This is a genomic window from uncultured Acinetobacter sp., assembly GCF_947624825.1.
GTDB lineage: Bacteria > Pseudomonadota > Gammaproteobacteria > Pseudomonadales > Moraxellaceae > Acinetobacter.
On sequence record NZ_CANQLZ010000025.1, the window covers coordinates 22,367 to 39,652 of the forward strand.

General features: G+C 39.9%; 17 protein-coding genes. 11 read left to right on the forward strand and 6 right to left on the reverse strand.

The genetic code is table 11. The features are described 5' to 3' along the window. The first annotated feature begins 18 nt into the window (after window positions 1–18). Window positions 19–1,206, forward strand: coding sequence for a chromate efflux transporter (gene chrA, locus Q0017_RS07510; protein ID WP_298144809.1), 1,188 nt, complete (start codon window positions 19–21; stop codon window positions 1,204–1,206). 53 nt (window positions 1,207–1,259) lie between these two features. Here chrA and sthA read toward each other — a convergent pair whose 3' ends face one another. Next, complete coding sequence (sthA, locus tag Q0017_RS07515; RefSeq protein WP_298144812.1) at window positions 1,260–2,675, reverse strand: Si-specific NAD(P)(+) transhydrogenase; 1,416 nt, start codon at window positions 2,673–2,675, stop codon at window positions 1,260–1,262. Between the two features lie 223 nt (window positions 2,676–2,898). Here sthA and lipA point away from each other — a divergent pair, with 223 nt between their 5' ends. Then, entirely contained in the window at window positions 2,899–3,912 is a 1,014-nt protein-coding gene (lipA, locus tag Q0017_RS07520) for a lipoyl synthase (protein WP_298144815.1), read from the forward strand. A 207-nt stretch (window positions 3,913–4,119) separates the two neighbouring features. Then, window positions 4,120–4,503, forward strand: coding sequence for a carboxymuconolactone decarboxylase family protein (locus Q0017_RS07525; protein WP_298144818.1), 384 nt, complete (start codon window positions 4,120–4,122; stop codon window positions 4,501–4,503). Window positions 4,504–4,563: 60 nt separating this feature from the next. Here the strand turns inward: Q0017_RS07525 and carO are convergent, their stop codons facing one another. Further along, window positions 4,564–5,292 (reverse strand): ornithine uptake porin CarO, encoded by a 729-nt coding sequence (gene carO / locus Q0017_RS07530; RefSeq protein ID WP_298144822.1) that lies wholly within the window; start codon window positions 5,290–5,292, stop codon window positions 4,564–4,566. A 319-nt stretch (window positions 5,293–5,611) separates the two neighbouring features. On the opposite strand from carO, the gene dapD reads away from it, so the two are divergent. The 5 genes from dapD to Q0017_RS07555 all read left to right on the forward strand — a co-directional run bounded on the left by dapD (window position 5,612) and on the right by Q0017_RS07555 (window position 8,898). Continuing rightward, complete coding sequence (dapD, locus tag Q0017_RS07535; protein WP_298144824.1) at window positions 5,612–6,433, forward strand: 2,3,4,5-tetrahydropyridine-2,6-dicarboxylate N-succinyltransferase; 822 nt, start codon at window positions 5,612–5,614, stop codon at window positions 6,431–6,433. A gap of 113 nt (window positions 6,434–6,546) precedes the next feature. Then, window positions 6,547–7,257 (forward strand): 7-carboxy-7-deazaguanine synthase QueE, encoded by a 711-nt coding sequence (queE, locus tag Q0017_RS07540; RefSeq protein WP_298144826.1) that lies wholly within the window; start codon window positions 6,547–6,549, stop codon window positions 7,255–7,257. 27 nt (window positions 7,258–7,284) lie between these two features. Beyond that, on the forward strand, window positions 7,285–7,953 hold the full coding sequence (gene queC, locus Q0017_RS07545; protein ID WP_298144829.1) for a 7-cyano-7-deazaguanine synthase QueC: 669 nt from the start codon (window positions 7,285–7,287) through the stop codon (window positions 7,951–7,953). A gap of 16 nt (window positions 7,954–7,969) precedes the next feature. Beyond that, complete coding sequence (locus Q0017_RS07550) at window positions 7,970–8,368, forward strand: hypothetical protein (RefSeq protein WP_298144832.1); 399 nt, start codon at window positions 7,970–7,972, stop codon at window positions 8,366–8,368. Window positions 8,369–8,436: 68 nt separating this feature from the next. After that, window positions 8,437–8,898 carry a peroxiredoxin gene (locus Q0017_RS07555; protein ID WP_298144835.1) on the forward strand — a complete coding sequence of 154 codons (462 nt, stop codon included), beginning with the start codon at window positions 8,437–8,439 and terminating at the stop codon, window positions 8,896–8,898. 206 nt (window positions 8,899–9,104) lie between these two features. On the opposite strand, the gene Q0017_RS07560 is transcribed toward Q0017_RS07555, so the two are convergent. Beyond that, complete coding sequence (locus Q0017_RS07560) at window positions 9,105–9,674, reverse strand: nicotinate-nicotinamide nucleotide adenylyltransferase (protein WP_298144838.1); 570 nt, start codon at window positions 9,672–9,674, stop codon at window positions 9,105–9,107. A 98-nt stretch (window positions 9,675–9,772) separates the two neighbouring features. Here Q0017_RS07560 and Q0017_RS07565 point away from each other — a divergent pair, with 98 nt between their 5' ends. After that, on the forward strand, window positions 9,773–10,573 hold the full coding sequence (locus Q0017_RS07565; protein WP_298144843.1) for an enoyl-CoA hydratase-related protein: 801 nt from the start codon (window positions 9,773–9,775) through the stop codon (window positions 10,571–10,573). A 16-nt stretch (window positions 10,574–10,589) separates the two neighbouring features. Continuing rightward, complete coding sequence (locus Q0017_RS07570; RefSeq protein ID WP_298144847.1) at window positions 10,590–11,345, forward strand: nitroreductase family protein; 756 nt, start codon at window positions 10,590–10,592, stop codon at window positions 11,343–11,345. Here Q0017_RS07570 and Q0017_RS07575 read toward each other — a convergent pair. Next, on the reverse strand, window positions 11,342–11,662 hold the full coding sequence (locus Q0017_RS07575) for a YqfO family protein (RefSeq protein ID WP_298144851.1): 321 nt from the start codon (window positions 11,660–11,662) through the stop codon (window positions 11,342–11,344). The two genes, Q0017_RS07570 and Q0017_RS07575, sit on opposite strands and share 4 nt — an antisense overlap. A 57-nt stretch (window positions 11,663–11,719) precedes the next feature. Between Q0017_RS07575 and Q0017_RS07580 the strand changes: the two genes are divergently transcribed. Beyond that, a complete protein-coding gene (locus Q0017_RS07580; RefSeq protein ID WP_298144854.1) occupies window positions 11,720–12,367 on the forward strand; it encodes a hypothetical protein in 648 nt (215 codons plus the stop codon). Between the two features lie 74 nt (window positions 12,368–12,441). Here the strand turns inward: Q0017_RS07580 and Q0017_RS07585 are convergent, their stop codons facing one another. Both Q0017_RS07585 and purL read right to left on the reverse strand, forming a co-directional pair. After that, window positions 12,442–12,561 (reverse strand): KGW motif small protein, encoded by a 120-nt coding sequence (locus tag Q0017_RS07585; protein WP_298144857.1) that lies wholly within the window; start codon window positions 12,559–12,561, stop codon window positions 12,442–12,444. Between the two features lie 602 nt (window positions 12,562–13,163). Beyond that, a complete protein-coding gene (purL, locus tag Q0017_RS07590) occupies window positions 13,164–16,997 on the reverse strand; it encodes a phosphoribosylformylglycinamidine synthase (protein ID WP_298144860.1) in 3,834 nt (1,277 codons plus the stop codon). Window positions 16,998–17,286: the final 289 nt, after the last annotated feature.

Consider the following 17,286-nt stretch of genomic DNA (forward strand, 5'->3'; position numbering starts at 1 on the left):
ACAAGGACAAAGTAAACCGTGATACAGTTGAGTTACAGGCAGATTTTTTGGCTCTTTTTAATTTTGGGTTGTAGCGCTTTTGGTGGACCTGCTGCCCATTTGGTTTTGTTTTATCGACGCTTGGTTCAAGATTTAAATTATATCTCTGAACAACAATACAGTGAAATCCTGGCCTTAGCACAAATTTTACCCGGCCCGACTAGTAGTCAAGTCGGGATTGGGCTAGGTTATAGCTTAAAAGGCTATCGCGGTGCCCTATGCGCATGGCTGGGCTTTACCCTCCCTGCTATGCTGCTGATGACACTTGCCGCCATATTGGGCGTACAACTCACCCCGTACCTCACTGGGCCTTTTTTTCATGTGATTCAGTTATTGGTGCTAAGCGTGGTGATTTGGGCATTTTGGCAAATGCTACGCAGTTTTTGCCAAACGACTTGGCAATACATCATCATGTTATTGGCTACTATGTTGATTTACGTGCTTCCGCATGGCTTTAACCAAATTGTGTTGATTGGCATGGGGGCAATAGCAGGAATGTATTATGCCAATCCCAAAACACAGCCGGCTCAACAGCAAACCCTTATCTGTGTGCAGCAGCGAATCAAAGCACGCGTATGTTTAATCCTATTTAGCTTGCCATTTCTCCTTGTTCCAATCCTACATTGGGTGTATCCAAGTCTTTGGTTGGAAAGCTTTATGGCACTGTACCGCACAGCGTCATTGGTCTTTGGTGGTGGGCACGTTATTTTGCCTTTACTGCAACAAGAGTTTGTCGAAACTGGCATATTAGCACAACCTCAGTTTGACTTAGGCTATGCCCTAGCTCAATTAATGCCTGGCCCTTTATTTAGTTTTGCAAGCTATTTAGGTGCTTTATTGCCATTAAGCTCATCAGCCGTTGTCAATGCAATATTTGCCACCGTGGTCATTTTTTTACCTTCATTTTTACTCATGTTTGGTTTATTGCCATTTTGGTCAAAATTAATGCAAAAACCCCGTTTATTTGCAGCCTTAGTTGGTATCAATGCCGCAGTAGTGGGATTGTTACTGTATTTAGTGCTTGAAATGGGGCAAAAATATTTAAGCTCTGTTTGGGATGTCATCTTTGTGGTTGTGGTAATTGCCTTATTACGCACCAAGGTGCCGATTTGGCTCAGCTTGATCAGTAGCTTTGTATTGTACTATGCCTTGTTGGTGCTTTTATAAACATCAAAAAAAACCCGCAAGTCTAAACTTACGGGTTTTTTTAACATCACAATTTAGAATAAACGATTCATACCGTTTAAAGTTGCCACACGATACGCTTCTGCCATGGTTGGGTAGTTAAACGTCGTTTCCACAAAATACTTAATGGTGTTGTTCGGGCTGTTCATCACTGCCTGACCAATATGAATAATTTCAGAAGCATTATTACCAAAACAATGTACCCCTAAAATTTCTAAGGTATCACGATGGAATAACAGTTTAAGTTCACCTACCGTATCCCCAGTAATCTGTGCACGGGCTAAATGACGGAAAGAGGCTTGACCCACTTCATACGGAATTTTCTCTTCAGTCAATTGCTGTTCGGTTTTACCAATCGATGAAATTTCCGGAATCGTGTAAATGCCTGTTGGAATATCGGTCACCGGCTTAATGCCTTCTTCACCGCTCATATTACCACCAGCCGAACGACCTTGGTCATACGCAGCAGAGGCCAAAGATGGCCAACCGATCACATCACCTGCCGCGAAAATATTTTCCACTTCAGTTTGATATTTGTCATCTACCATAATTTGACCGCGGCTGTTTGGCGTGATGCCTACATTTTCTAAACCTAAGCCATCGGTATTGCCAGAGCGGCCGTTACACCACAAAATGGCATCGGCTTTAATTTTCTTACCGCTTTGTAAATGTAACACCACATGATCATCATAGGTTTCTAAATGATCAATCTGTTCATTGTGACGAATCAAAACGCCTTGTTCACGCAAGTGATACGACAACGCATCTGAAATTTCGTCATCAAGATAGCTTAATAATTTAGGTTGAGTGTTAATTAAATCGACTTTGTGGTCTAAGCCAATAAAGATCGATGCATATTCACAGCCAATTACGCCTGCACCATAAATGATGATTTTTTGGATTGAATAATCAAGGTCTAAAATCTTATCCGAATCAAAAACGCGCGGATGATTAAAATCAAGCATTGCAGGACGATACGGACGACTCCCTGTTGCCACAACAATCTGTTGGCAAATGATGGTCTCGTTAATTCCTTCAGGACTAAAAATTAAAACGGTATTTTTGTCTTGGATGTAAGCACGGCCATGGAAAATATCAATTTTATTGCGGTCGTAAAAACGCGAGTGCGTATCTACTTGTTGCTGAATCACTTTATGGGCGCTTTGCAACACTTGCTTCATGGTAAATTGACGCCAATCGCCCATTTTTTTAAACATCGAGTCACGGCGATAACGAATAATGTTTGAGACCGTTTGACGTAAGGCTTTACTTGGAATTGTTCCCACATGGGTACAGTTACCGCCGAGTTGCTCACGCAGATCTACAATTGCAACACGCTTACCAGATTTGGCAAGTTTCATTGCCGCGCCTTCGCCCGCAGGGCCCGAACCGAGAACAACCGCATCGTATTTTACGAAAGTCCCACTAACGACCTCTTTTTTACGTGGCATTCAACGCTCCTTTAAAAATTCAATTTTGCTGTTTATCTTAAAGATATTATCACTCAAATAGAATGCTTTTGCTGTGTTTTACTGTATTTAGTCATCATATATTAACCAACAACAACATTTCTAAAATGAATACTGTTTTTACCCCATTTAAAGGGAACTTGGTTATAATGGCGCATTGTGATTAAAACATCTCCCCCGTTAAAAAACAGTGGAAAAATTGAATATGTCTGAAAACCGTAAACCTGAACAGGGTGTCAAACTTCGTGGCGCAGAGAAAGTCGCGCGTATTCCTGTAAAAGTTGTTCCTACGGTGGAGACCCCACGTAAGCCCGATTGGATTCGCGTTAAAATGGCGGCACCAGAAGAAGTGCAACGCATTAAAACCACCTTACGTGCGCAAAAATTACATACCGTCTGTGAAGAAGCGGCTTGTCCAAACCTACCTGAATGTTTTGGCGGGGGGACGGCAACCTTTATGATTATGGGTGACATTTGTACCCGTCGTTGTCCATTTTGTGATGTGGCACATGGTCGTCCAAATGCACTTGACCCTGATGAACCGCGTCATATGGCAGAAACCATTGCCAACTTAGGTCTTAAATATGCCGTCATTACCTCGGTGGATCGTGATGACTTACTTGATGGTGGTGCACAGCATTTTGTAGATTGTATTAAAGAAGCACGTGATTTAAGCCCAAATACTTTGCTTGAAATTTTAGTGCCTGACTTCCGTGGTCGTATGGATATTGCACTACGTATTATGACTGAGTGCCCACCAGATGTATTTAACCATAACATCGAAACTGTGCCTCGTTTATATAAAGCCATGCGTCCGGGTTCAGACTATCAACATTCATTAAATTTACTCAAAATGTTTAAAGAATATTGCCCTGATGTGCCAACCAAATGCGGTTTAATGGTGGGTATTGGTGAAACCGAAGAAGAAGTGATTGCCCTGTTGGATGACTTACATGCCTATGGCGTGGACTATGTCACCATTGGTCAGTATCTACAACCTTCTAAGCAACATGCGCCAATTGACCGTTTTGTGACACCAGAAGAATTTGAGCGTTACACCGCACACGGTCAAAAGTTGGGCTTTAAAAATATTTGGGCAGCACCAATGGTACGTTCAAGTTATTTTGCTGATCGTCAATACTATGGCGAGCCAGTACCTGCGGTACGTCGTAAAGCGGACGCTGCCAAAAAAATTGATGTACAAGTCATCGAAGCTTAAATTTTATACATTAAAAAGTCCGCAATTGCGGGCTTTTTTTATGATTTTATTGCCCAAAATCATCCCAACAAAAATACATAATCAAAAGCCAAATATATTCCAGCATCAGTTTCAATCTATTTTTCTACGACTTTTTTAGGGTAGGCAGCAATCTAAGCTACAGTTTAAACTGCGTTGGTTTTATAGACTAACAATACCGAGGAAAATATGTCACAACAAGATTATGAAAATGGTTTAAAAGTACGTACCGAAGTTATGGGAGAGCATTTTGTCAAACGCGCACAAGACAATACTGTGCCTTTTACCGCGCCATTACAAGATTGGATTAATGAACATGCTTGGGGCTCAACATGGCAACGTGAAGGCGTCTTGCCACGTAAATATCGCTCGCTCGTTACCATTGCGTTTTTAGTTGCACAAAAAAGCCCAACCGAACTCAAAGGTCATGTTCGTGGCGCGTTAAACAACGGCGCAACAGTAGAAGAAATTCAAGAAGTATTATTACATAGCTTACCGTATTGCGGCGCACCTGCTACGCAAGAAGCTTTTCGTGCGGCATTAGAAGTCATTCAAGACTATCAAGCTCAATAAGTTTAAAATGAATCAATAAAAAAACGAGCCGTAGCTCGTTTTTTTTTGAGTAAGCAATACTTAGAAGCGGAAGCTTAAACCAAGTTTCGCCACTGGCATCCACTCATATTTGTCATCATTGGCAATTTTACGTGCATCTGCATCAGCAGCATCTTGTGCATCTTGATATTGTGTAGTTTGAGGATCAATTGGTGTTAGGTTAGTTGCTACCAAATTCACAGATGGATTACCTGTGTAATAAGCACCGATTTCACCAAATACGCCCCAACGATTATTGATAGCTGGTGAGAAACCTAGACCCACATACGGCGCAATATCATTATCATATTGCATTTTACCTTTAACAGCCCCTACACCGCCGTCAGCTTTGTACTTGTCACCATTGATGGTAATAGTATCTTGACCTGAAGCTTTACCTTTTAAGTCATAATCATTATCAATGTAAGCTACACCAGCAGCCATATAGAACCAATTTGACCATGGACGGATTTGTGCATTTAAAAACACAGTGTTATTTTCTTGCTCCCAATCATAGGTAGCACCGTTGACTTTAATGTCATCAGACCAAGAAATATCACCACCATTATAACCTAATACGATATCCACTTTAGGGTTGGCAGTCCACACCAAAGCACCACCGTAACCTGTGGTACCCACTTCAGCACGTACAGCAGCTGGAACTAATTGATTACCGTGAAACTCATAGCCATCCTTAACAACAGCCGAATCTGCCATAACAGAACCTGCAGTTGCTAAAGCTGCTGCTGCAACAAGCATACGTAATTTCATATTTTTCTCCTCAAAATGAGCTTTTTTGTGTTCATGTATTGTTATGCAGCACATAATATGCTGTTTTTGGCTTAAATTTCACTCAAAAAATGATTATTTTTTGTTATCTTTTGATACAAATAAGAATATCTATTGATAATTAAACAATTCTGTTTCCTAAAATTTTGCTTTTCTGCACCAGCATAATGCAAAAAATGCCCCCTTTTCAGGCAAAAAAAAATAGTACATTTTTATTGTAAATATGAGGGTATTTTTCATCTATTTTTTAAAAAATATGGTGTACACTCGTGAAAAATTTTTTATTTATAAGGAAAGATAAATGTCAAAAATTTCAACAATTATTGAACAAGCCTTTGAAAATAGAGCAAATTTTAGCGCAGATGATTGCCCAACTGAAGTTCGCCAAGCTGTCGAAGAGGCAATTACAGGTTTAGACAATGGTAGCCTACGTGTTGCTGAAAAAATTGAGGGTGAGTGGGTTGTTCATCAATGGTTGAAAAAGGCTGTTTTACTCTCTTTTAAATTAAACGATAATAAAGTAATTGAGTCATGCGACCTGCGTTTTTATGATAAAGTAGACACCAAGTTTAATGGCTGGACAGACGCACAATTTAAGGCTGCCGGTGTACGTGTTGTCCCTCCAGCTGTGGCACGCAAAGGCTCATTTCAAGCTAAAAATGTGGTGCTCATGCCCTCTTATGTCAACATTGGCGCTTATGTTGATGAAGGCAGTATGGTGGACACATGGGCGACTGTTGGTTCATGCGCTCAAATTGGTAAAAATGTGCATTTATCGGGTGGGGTCGGCATTGGTGGCGTACTTGAGCCATTACAAGCTAATCCAACCATTATTGAAGATAACTGCTTTATTGGCGCACGTTCTGAAATTGTAGAGGGTGTGATCGTTGAAGAAGGCTCTGTGATTTCTATGGGCGTTTTCATTGGTCAGTCCACTAAAATTTATGATCGTGCAACGGGCGAAATCCATTACGGTCGTGTACCTGCCGGTTCTGTGGTGGTATCGGGTAGCTTGCCATCTAAATGTGGTACTTACAGCTTGTATGCTGCAATTATCGTCAAAAAGGTGGATGCGAAAACGCGTGCCAAAACCAGCTTGAATGATTTATTACGCGAAGATTAATGTTTTAATGTTGGCGTATGGAACTTAAGTTAAGTTTCCTATCTCTACAACTTTTATGGTTGTAGGGATTTTTATTTTTATACTCCTCTTATTTCTTTTCGGTTAATTTTGTTATGAATACGCTTCGCTCTTCTGCTATCCCTGTTTCTGATCCATCTGCGGGTTTACGCATTACCGAGATCTTTTATTCATTACAAGGTGAAGCCAACAGTGCAGGTTTACCTACCGTCTTTATTCGTTTAACTGGTTGTCCACTACGCTGTACCTATTGCGATACCACTTACTCTTTTGAAGGTGGCGAACGCCAATCTTTAGATGACATTATCCAAACCACATTAAAGTATGGTGCAGCGCATGTGTGTGTGACCGGTGGTGAACCATTGGCTCAGCCCAATGCTTTGCCGCTTATGCAGCGTCTAAGTGACTTAGGTTGTCAAGTGTCTTTAGAGACCAGTGGTGCTTTGGATGTGTCTAAAGTTGATTCGCGCGTATCAAAAGTCTTAGATTTAAAAACCCCAACTTCAGGTGAAGTGGCACGTAATTTATTGAGTAATCTGGAGCATTTGACTCAGCACGACCAAATCAAATTTGTGATTTGTAATCGTGAAGATTATGAATGGTCAAAACAGCAGCTTGAACAGTACCAGTTGGCAGATAAGGTCAGCACGGTATGGTTCTCGCCTGCGTTTGCAGTTGAAAAAGGTGCTGTTCGTATGCCGCAATTGGCACGCGATCTAGCCCAATGGATTTTAGATGACCGTCTCCCTGTTCGTTTTCAATTACAGTTACATAAATTACTGTGGAATGACGAAACTGGTCGTTAATTTTAGTTCATTTTTTGGAGAATAGACATGCGCACTCCTGCCATTGTGTTGTTATCTGGCGGCCTCGACTCAACGACTTGTTTAGCATGGGCGCAAGCGCGTTATGAATGTATTGCCTTGAGCTTTATGTATGGGCAGCGCTCAACCACCGAACTTGATGCTGCCAAAGCCTTAACGCAAGCAGCAGGCGTTGAGCACCGTGTTATTAACATCGATCTAGGTAATTTAGGTGGTTCTGCATTAACTGATCATAGTATTGATGTGCCTGATCATGAAGAAGAAGGCATTCCAATTACCTATGTGCCTGCGCGTAATACCATTTTCTTGTCTTATGCCTTAGCAGCTGCCGAAGTCTTTGGCGCCGAAGCCATCGTAATTGGAATTAATGCGGTGGATTACTCAGGCTATCCAGATTGTCGTCCTGAATTTATTGATGCATTTGCCAACATGGCACGCCTTGCCACCAAGGTAGGTGTGGAAGGCAAACCACTTAAATTTGAAACACCTTTATTACATTTATCCAAAGCAAATATTATTCGCTTAGGGGTAGAACATGGCGTAGACTACAGTCAAACGGTATCTTGCTATCAAGCAGATGACCAAGGACGTGCTTGTGGCACATGTGACAGCTGTCGTTTACGTAAGCAAGGCTTTATTGACGCAGGTGTTGCAGATCCAACACGTTATATACCGTAATAACAAGGTAGAGGCTATGAACATTTTAAAATCAAACATTCTTATTGGTGCAGTGATGGCTGTGGCATCTTTTGCAACAGCAGCGCAAGCACAAGACTCATTACAAAAAGCATATCAAAGCAGCAACGTAAAAAATGCTTTAGTGAATGTTTGTAAAGAAGAAACCAATAAAGGTAAAAAACTGACCACAGCAGAAGTTACTAAGTACTGCACCTGTGCAGTCAATGCCGATGGTAAACTAACCAATGACCAAAAATGGCAGATTCAAAGCACCATTAACCAAAAGAAAAGCCCATCGACTTTGGCCTTTGTGCAAAAGCAAAATGAACAGTTAAAGACCTGTTTTGGTCCACAATTGGTGACCAAATTGCAAAAACTTACGCAAGAAGCACAAGCTGCACAGAAAAAATCTTAATTTTGCTATCTAAAAAAGCCTGCCTTGTGTAGGCTTTTTTTATCACTTCATTTTATGACTTATAAGAGATGAGCATGAGCACGTTATTAGATCATACCTTTGCCACTACTCAAGGTGAAGTTAATTTAGCCACACATCCAAGTGAATGGTTAATCGTGTATTTTTACCCTAAAGATTCAACGCCCGGCTGTACGACTCAAGCAGTCAGTTTTTCTTGTCTCAAAGATCAATTTGACGCTTTAGGTGCAACTATTTTTGGTGTATCGCGTGATTCAGTCAAAGCCCACCAAAACTTTACCCTCAAGCAAGAATTAAAAATTGACTTAATCAGTGATAAAGAAGAAGTGTTATGTCAACATTTTGATGTGATTAAAGAAAAAAACATGTATGGCAAACAAGTTATGGGCATTGAACGCTCAAGCTTTATTTTCCATCAGGGCAAATTGGTTAAAGAATACCGTAAGGTGAAAGCCGCAGGACATGCAGAACAACTCTTAGAAGATTTAAAAGCCCTACAAGCTCAAGGCTAAAATCTATAAGGCATTCATAAGAATGCCTTTTTTACATGTAGTAATTTTCCATCACAATCATACAAAATACTCAATTGATTTTATAAAATGAACTGAGTTGTTTTTTAAGTTTTAAAGCGATCAATGGCATTGATGATTGCTTGTTCATATTAGGCTTTAAAAACAATACAAGCGCCATCCATGGCCGAAATACAAAAAGCTATGCTTTAAATATTACTGCGATCTTGCTGCTGATATTTGTGTTGCAACTTGCGATAAATCTCATTGTCTTGAAATTCTTGCAAAAATTGAATACTGCCTTGTGGGAAAAATTCTGTTTGAATCTCCCCACGATAATAAGCTTCACGTAAAGGTGTGGCTGAAATAGAACCCACTAAACTATCCAATTCCAACATTTTCCACTCAGGAAAAAGCTGTAAATAATACGATGATTCATCTTTAAAATGACCAATTAAGCCAATTTTATCATTAGCATGCGTAACACCTGCAACCAGTTGTTTAACCAACTTCACCCATTTCACATCATTATATACATCGATCACATGCACAAATTGAATACGCGCTTGGTCGGCAACAGAAAAATTAGACAAAATCATCTGCTCACGTTCTTGGGCTAAAAATGGATTTTTCAGATTACGTTCAGCTTGTGCCGAACCTAAAGCCAAAATCACCTGTTGACTATGTTGTAAGGCAATTTCAACGGTTTGCAAATGTGCCAGATGAAAAGGTTGAAAGCGGCCAATAAAAACCAAATGGTCAAACGCGTATGCTGTCATATCTTCACTTTAATCGCGCAAGTTATTGTGTCGATCATAAAAATGTGCGACATAATGACCAACGTCCATTTAATAAAATCTAAAGCAAGGATAGTACGATGACATTAAGCTGTATTCAACACGCACAACCACATTTACAAGCAAATTTACACGATGGGATTTTAACCCTTGCCATTGCTCGTGCCGAAGCTAAAAATGCTTTGTATGGCGATTTATATTTAAACATTGCACAAGCTTTAACTGAAGCCGATCAAAGTCCTGAGGTGCGCGTGGTGATTTTACGTGGTGCAGCTGGCGACTTTACCGCAGGCAATGACATGAAAGATTTTTTAACTTTTATTCAACTGCCACGGACCACACCAGCCGGTGATGCTCCACCCTTTATCTTATTAAAAGCTGCTGCACGTTTTTCTAAACCGCTGATTTGTGCCATTCGTGGGGTAGCAATTGGCATAGGTGTCACGATTTTATTACATGCCGATTTAGCATATGCCGATAACAGCGCTCTGTTTCAAATTCCATTTGTAAGTTTAGGCTTATCGCCTGAAGGTGCGGCAAGCCAATTATTGGTGCAACAAGCAGGTTATCATAAGGCCGCTGAACTTTTATTTACTGCAAAAAAGTTTAACAGCCAAACGGCGCTTGAAGTGGGTTTAATCAATGCCATCTCAAACGATGTTTATAATGAAGCTGAGCAACAAGCCAAAATACTTGCAGCCCTTCCCTTAGCTTCTTTACAACAAACCAAGCAGTTAATGAAGCATAATCTTGCACAGATTATTGAGTGTATTGATCACGAAGCCGAGGTGTTTATGCAACGCGTCGCTTCCCCTGAAATGAGTGAGGCTATTTCAGCTTTTATGCAAAAACGCCCAGCCAATTTTAGTCAATTTAATTAACTGAAGATTAAAATTTATGTCAAATTCATCTGAAAAGAAACGTTATTTTGAAGCAACACCCACTGATATTGATGTGGAAAATTTCCGTAAAGTATTACAAAGTCGCCGTTCGGTGCGTAAATTTACCGACAAAACCATTCCAACAGATGTGCTAGATGCCTGCTTAGATTTAGCTTTACTTGCACCAAATTCGTCTAACTTACAACCATGGACATTTTATGTAGTGCAAGACCCTACCAAAAAACAGCAATTGATTCAGGCCTGTTTAGGACAACTTGCGGCTAAAACAGCATCTGAGTTAATTGTATGTGTAGCACGAACTGACCGTATTGATGACATGGCAAAACGTAATTTAAGCGAATTTCCACTGCCACAAACGCCAAAATTCATCAAACAGTACTACACCTTTATTCCCTATAACTATAAAACAGGTATCTTAAATAGTTTAGGGCATGTGCGCAAAATTGCCTTTGGTGTAGCACGAAAATTTAATAAGCCCTTACCTGTATCTGCATTTAATGCAAGCGATGCTAAACTTTGGGCAACCAAAACCACTGCACTTGCCTGCGAAAATTTTGTTTTGGCATTACGTGCTTATGGTTTTGACAGTTGTATGATGGAAGGCTTTGATGAGCCTTGGGTATGCAAAATTTTGGACTTAAATACTGCCCAATATCCTATTATGGTCATTGCTGCAGGCGAACGCGCCGCAGATGGCGTATTTTTCCCACAATATCGCTTTGACCGTGATTTGTTTATTCAAAAAATTTAAAGATCGTCTAAATTAAATAACTGTATAAATTCAAAAGCAGGCTCTTCGTAAGGATGTGCTAGCCTCAAAGCCTGTGCCACGGCACGGGCTTTGTCACAAGGTACAATAGTTTCTACCCGCCACTCAGGCACATGTTCTAAAGTGTCTAATTCACCAATAAAAGGGTGTGCACCTTTCACAGGTTTAAATTGACCTGTACCCAAGACTTGCCAAGCACAGTGTTCATAGTTCCCTATACCACCCGCGCCTGCATTAAAAATTGCCGTTTTGCTACTTTCTAAATGGCTTTCAGGTACGTAATAAATCAGTTTTAGCATTCTAAACTACTCACAAATTGACTAAAATAATTCCAATAATATGAAGTGATAAAGAATATGTCTAATAAATCTAATAAGCGCGTGACAATGGATTTAGCTTTGACTACAGCTGAAAATATAACTGATGAAATCGTATTTAAAACTGCGTCTACATTTCTAGAATATTTGATTAAATCTGTTCCGTTTAGCCCCATTATCATTAGCTTAATTGATGCTTACTCAAATTTCGAAACAGCAAAAAAACAAAAACAGCTTTTAAATTTTATTCAACAAACTGAAGAAATTAATCATGGTTTCATCGCAAAATTCTTTAAAGAAAAGAGCAACTCTGAATTAGGTTTTGAAATTTTAGGGATTCTCGATCAAACCTATTTAGACCAACAAGCCAGAATGGTTGGTCGTACTTTAATACTGCTTCAAAAGAATGACATTTCAAAGCAAGAATTTGATAAATATACTTATATTATTACTAAGTTAAATAATCATTTACTAATGCTTATAGAAGAATTACACACTAAATTTATGGAAAACTCACCAAAGGTAATCATTAGTTTACCCAACGCTAACATGGATTTGGTAAGTTTTGGATTTATCGAAAAACTACTTGATGGTTCATGGTTTGCAGAAGCTCAAAACGAAACTGCTTTCGATTATAAAATTACAAATGAATATTTCTATTTTTATAAAAATATCTTTAAAGATTAATTTTATGGCCCAAGCTAAAATTTCAAATTAACTTCAAAGAAAAAACCACCTTTCGGTGGTTTTTAAAGCTTAACTTAATGTATAAAATAAGCCAAAGCCATAAAAATTACTTGCAGCAGCAACACCAAAGCAAAGAGCTTCCAACCTTTTTGGCGCAGGCTTGCCTTATCTAAAAACGCCAGCGTTTTTGCCATGTCATCACCTCATACCTGAACATACTGTTTTTGGATGGATTGTTGTTTTTTCTTAAAAAAGCATGCAATACATGTCGATTAATAAGAATAAAAAGCAAAATCTAAACCAAGTCCAGTAGGAGAACGTAAAAATTACAATAAATCTAAAAAATAAAAAACCACCCAAAGGTGGTTATATTGCTCATTGTATCTAAAAAATGGTTTTTTTCCAATTGGTTTAAATAAATCAATTTTTTATCGCTTGATATAAAGTAGTTTTAATATTTTATGCTTATTGATTGATTATTTCGGCAATAAAAAACTCAAAAATCTTAAAATTTTTATGTATTTTCAAATATATAATTTAACTTAAATTCATGCCATTTTAGTTTTTAAATCTTACTTTAAATACATTTACTCGCTTAAATAATAGACATTATCTAACAAATAAGAGGATTTAAAAAATTGCGTGATTGCTGGCATATATAAAAATCACTTAGAGCTTTGCCAACTTACAAGTAGATAAAACCGTATTTATAGCGACAAACAAGGTCAATAGCGCGATTTATAATTAAAAAAAACCCTTCCGAAGAAGGGCTTTTTTAAGGTCTAAATTAAATCAATTAACCGATAAATTGACGCGCATTACGGAACATACGTAACCATGCACCATCTTGATCCCAATCTTCTGGTTTCCAAGAATGTTGTAGCGCACGGAAGTTACGTTCTGGATGCGGCATCATAATCGTGGCACGACCATCTGTAGACGTTACACCCGAAATTGCTTCTGGTGAACCGTTCGGGTTCATTGGGTAGTGTTGCGTTGGGTTACCATGGCTATCTACATAACGTAATAACACTTGGCTACCTGCATTTAATGATGCAAGGTTTTTAGTAGATGTCACTACACGCCCTTCACCATGCGCCACAGCGATTGGTAAAATCGAACCTTCCATACCTTGTAACAATACAGAATTTGATTTTTCTACACGTACGTTAACAGCACGCGCTTCAAACATTTCAGATGTGTTGCGGTGGAAACGTGGCCAATTGTCTGCACCCGGAATTAATGGCGCAAGTTGTGACAACATTTGGCAACCATTACAAATACCTAAAGAGAAGGTTTCGTCACGGTTAAAGAATTTCTCAAATTGATCACGCAGTTTCGGGTTAAATAACACCGATTTTGCCCAACCACCACCTGCGCCTAATACGTCACCATACGAGAAGCCACCACATGCCACTAAGCCTTCAAAATCATCAAGGCTAATGCGACCTGCAAGTAAATCACTCATATGCACATCAACAGTATTAAAGCCCACTTTATCAAACGCTGCTGCCATTTCTACATGACCATTTACGCCTTGTTCACGTAAAATCATCATGTTAGGACGACGTAGATTAATAAACGGTGCTTCAATCTCTTCGTTTAAATCAAACGTTGCTTGAGCGATTAAACCTTTATGGTTTTTATCGGTAATTAATGCAAATTCTTGATCGGCAGTTTCGACGTTATCACGTAAACGCTGGATTTGATGTGATACTTCAGTCCATGCCACTTGTAAATCAGCGCGCTCAAGCACTAAGCCATTAACAGTTAATTGATCTGTATTGTTAACTGTACCTACAACATGAATGGCATCTTTTAATGTTGATGCTGCAACTTCAGCTTGTAAAGCATCCCAATCTGCTTTGGCAATTTGAACAACTGCACCAATTTCTTCAGCAAATAAACTTGCAACTGATTGATCTTCTAAAGCTACACCTAAACGTGAAGCAAACATCATTTCAGCCACGGTTGCCAATAAACCACCATCACCTAAGTCATGGTAAGCTTTAATGAGACCGCGTTCGTTCCAATCTTGTACTAAAGCAAAGAAGGCTTTGAAATCGTCAAAGTTATCAACATCTGGTGTCACCGAGCCAATCGCTTTATACACTTGCGCTAAGATCGAACCACCCAAACGGAATTGACCTTTTGATAGATCAATACGTACCAACACAGAATCTAAGTTCTTCAATTCTGGAGTTAAGGTTTTACGTACATCCGTCACTGGTGCAAATGCAGTGATCACACCTGACATTGGTGAAGTCACAGATTTATCGATGCCTTCGTCATTCCATGTGGTACGCATAGACAATGAGTCTTTACCTACAGGAATTGCGATACCTAAAGCAGGACACATTTCCATACCAATGGCTTTTACGCCTTCAAATAAAGCTTGGTCTTCGCCCGCTTGACCTGCCGCTGCCATCCAGTTTGCTGACAATTTAATGTCACTGATTTTGGCAATTTTAGCAGACATAATGTTTGAAATTGATTCAGCAACCGACAAACGTGCAGAAGCTGCCGGGTTTAACAATGCAACCGGTGGACGTTCACCCATCGCCATTGCTTCACCGGTAAAGCCTTGTAAGCTTGTAGTGGTAACCGCAGCATCAGCCACAGGAACTTGCCATTTACCTACAAACTGATCACGTGCCACCATACCTGTAATCGAACGGTCACCAATGGTGATTAAGAACGATTTAGAAGCAACAGTTGGGTTTTTCAGTACACGATAAATGGCATCTTTTAGATCAGTCACTTGAGCTGCATCAAAATCATCGCCTTGACGTTCAGCAGTTTCGTATGAACGGCTCATACGTGGCGTGCCACCAAGCATCACTTGCATTGGCATATCAACTGCTTTGTTTTCAAACAGTGGATCTTCAACCGTTAAGTGACGTGCTTCTGTGGCTTCACCTAAAACTGCAAATGGGCAACGCTCACGGGCACAAATTGATTCAAATAATGCTAAAGAACTTGGACGAATCGCAAGCACATAACGCTCTTGTGCTTCGTTTGACCAAATTTCCATTGGCGACATGCCCGGCTCTAAAGATGGAATCTTACGTAAGTTCAGAATCGCACCAAGCTCATGGTCGTTCACCAATTCTGGCATTGCGTTTGATACACCACCTGCACCTACATCATGCACCGATACGATTGGGTTATGGTCTTCCATGCGCCAGCACGTATCAATCACTTCTTGGCAACGACGTTCCATTTCTGGGTTTTCACGTTGTACAGACGCAAAGTCTAAGCTCTCGCCCATCGTACCGCTATCTACAGAAGAGGCTGCACCACCACCAAGACCAATCAACATTGCAGGACCACCCAATACAATGAGTAAGTCACCTGGTAAAATTGGATCTTTTTCAACGTGATCGGCACGGATGTTACCGTAACCACCAGCAATCATAATTGGCTTATGGAAGCCTTTTACATCGCCATTGACATTTTGTTCAAAGGTACGGAAGTAACCATTAAGTGCCGGACGACCAAATTCGTTGTTAAACGCAGCCCCACCTAAAGGACCATCAATCATGATCTGAAGCGGTGACGCCATACGAGATGGTTTACCGTAGTTGTCTTCCCAAGGCTGTTCAAAACCTGGAATATTTAAGTTAGATACGGTAAAGCCGGTTAAACCTGCTTTTGGCTTACCACCACGACCCGTTGCACCTTCATCACGGATTTCACCGCCTGAACCAGTTGCAGCGCCTGCAAATGGCGCAATTGCGGTTGGATGGTTATGGGTTTCTACCTTCATTAAGATATGCGCGGCTTGATTTTTATATTTATAAACGTACTGACCGTTGTCTTCTTGCGTTGGATAAAAACGCTGCGTATCAAAACCAACAATCACCGATGCGTTGTCTTTATACGCTGACAATACGTCTGTTGGTGATTCTTTATAGGTGTTTTTAATCATTTGGAATAATGATAATGGCTGTACCTCACCATCAATCGTCCATTCAGAACCAAAGATTTTATGACGGCAATGCTCAGAGTTGGCTTGCGCAAACATCATCAACTCGATGTCGTTTGGATTACGACCCATGTTGGTAAATGCATCGGTTAAGTAATCAATTTCTTCCATCGACAACGCAAAACCAAACTCATTGTTGGCTTTGACTAAAGCGTCTTTACCTTGACCCAAAATATCAATTGAATTGAGTGGTTTTGGTTCAGTTTCTAAAAACAGTGCTTCTGCATCTTCAATCGCATTGAAAGTGCTTTCAGTCATGCGGTCATGTAACACCGCTTTAAGTTCAGCAGAAACTGAATTTACGCCCTTTAGAGTAAATAAAACGCCGCGTTCTAAACGATGAACCGGCGTATTACAGTTGGCGAAAATATCGGTCGCTTTAGATGACCACGGCGAAATCGTGCCGAGACGTGGAGTCACGAGAATTTGAACTTCGTCGCTTGCAGCTTGACGTAAATTAAATGCTTCACCGTCGTTTAAAAGCTGTAAAGCGGATTGCTGTTGTTGCTCGCTCAGCGCTTGGTCAAAGAGGTAAACCCATTGGCTTTCAATTGATTGAACAGAACTAATTGACGATAAACGCGATAATAGTTGAGTTTTCTTAAAAGAAGAGTGTGCAGGTGCACCGGCAACGATAAACATGCTGATTTTGGCTCCACGGGCAGGTCGAAAACCGTGCCACAATGTGACTTGAGAGAGCGTCACATTCTACTGTGAATTGATGTAATCAGCTAGATAAAAAATATAAAATTAATAGAAGTTTTACTAACAATTCTTTATTTTTCAGACAAAAAATTTGAATTTGATTGGCTAGATTATCATAAAAGCCTCAACCCATAAGCATTCTTGGCAAAATATTAGATCTCTTGCGAAAGTTAATTTAAGAGCATCCAATTCACCATTCCAGCAATTAAATTCATTCTTAGACCAA